This is a genomic window from Aeromonas sp. R1-1 (assembly GCF_040908495.1).
GTDB classification, from domain to species: domain Bacteria; phylum Pseudomonadota; class Gammaproteobacteria; order Enterobacterales; family Aeromonadaceae; genus Aeromonas; species Aeromonas veronii.
On record NZ_JBFODV010000172.1, the window covers coordinates 1 to 1210 of the forward strand.

The window sequence follows — 1210 nt, forward strand, 5'->3', positions numbered from 1 at the left end:
TCTGATCGATATGGCATCCTTCAAGGAGATCACCGGTTTGTCGCGCAAATACGCCATTCCGTTCTGCCTGCGCATGGAGATGGATGGCTGGGTGCGGCGCGAGGAGAACAAGCGCCGGGTGCTGCGCTTGCCGCAGACTCAAGATGAGATGGAGCCGGCATGAGCGCCACCATCGCCCCCTCTGGCTCTTCCAATCCTGTGGCCAACCGGCTGCGCCGCGAATTTCATATCGACGGCATAGTGCAGGGGGTCGGCTTTCGCCCCTTCGTCTATGGGCTGGCGCTGCGCCACGGCCTTGCCGGCTATGTCTTGAACGATGCCAATGGCGTCACCATCAGCGCCGAAGGATCCCCTGAGCAGCTCGCCAGCTTTGCCCGCGAACTGCTCGACTTGGCGCCGCCGCTGAGCCGTATCGATCATTTCAGCGAGCGGGAACTGTCCCTCGCTCATGATCCCGACTTCGATGGCCAATTCCATGGTCAGTTTCGAATTAAAGCCAGCCAGCAGCAGAGCGCGGCCACGGTCGCCATCTCGCCGGATCAGGGGATGTGCGAGACGTGCGCCAACGATGTGGCCAACCCTTCGGATCGCCACCATCGCTACCCCTTTACCAACTGCACCCACTGCGGCCCGCGCTACACCATTATCCGCCGCCTCCCCTACGACCGCCCCCATACCGCCATGGCGGGCTTTGCCATGTGCCCGCGCTGCGCTGCGGCCTATGAAAACCCGCTGGACAGACGCTACCACGCCCAGCCGGTGAGCTGCCCCGAGTGCGGGCCACATCTCAGCTGGCGAAATGGCCGTGGCGATGCCCTGGCCGAGCGCGAGGATGCCTTGCAAGCAGCTGCCTGCGCCCTGCATGCGGGCAAGCTTATCGCGGTCAAGGGGATGGGGGGTTATCACCTGATGTGTGATGCCCGCAATGAACAGAGTGTTGCCAGATTGCGAACGCTCAAGCGGCGCGAGCGCAAGCCGCTGGCGGTGATGATAGGCTCCCTTGCCGAGGCCAAACTGCATGTCACCGGCAGCGAAGACGAGTGGCAGTTGCTCACCTCTCAGGCCAGACCCATCACCCTGCTGCGCAAGTGCATTAACGATGATGGGCTCTCAGAATCCCAACTGACAACTGCGCCGCTGGCCGAGGGGATCGCCCCCGGCATCCCCTACCTTGGCATCATGCTCCCCTATACCCCGCTGCACCAGCTAC

The 1210-nt window shown here is 63.0% G+C and carries 2 protein-coding genes; both read left to right on the forward strand.

What is annotated here, in order from left to right:
• The coding region (locus tag AB5Y92_RS10590) for a SelB C-terminal domain-containing protein (RefSeq protein ID WP_368226738.1) at positions 1-163 on the forward strand (163 nt) is incomplete at its 5' end.
• The coding region (locus AB5Y92_RS10595; protein ID WP_368226737.1) for a Sua5/YciO/YrdC/YwlC family protein at positions 160-1210 on the forward strand (1051 nt) is incomplete at its 3' end. The genes AB5Y92_RS10590 and AB5Y92_RS10595, both read left to right, overlap by 4 nt.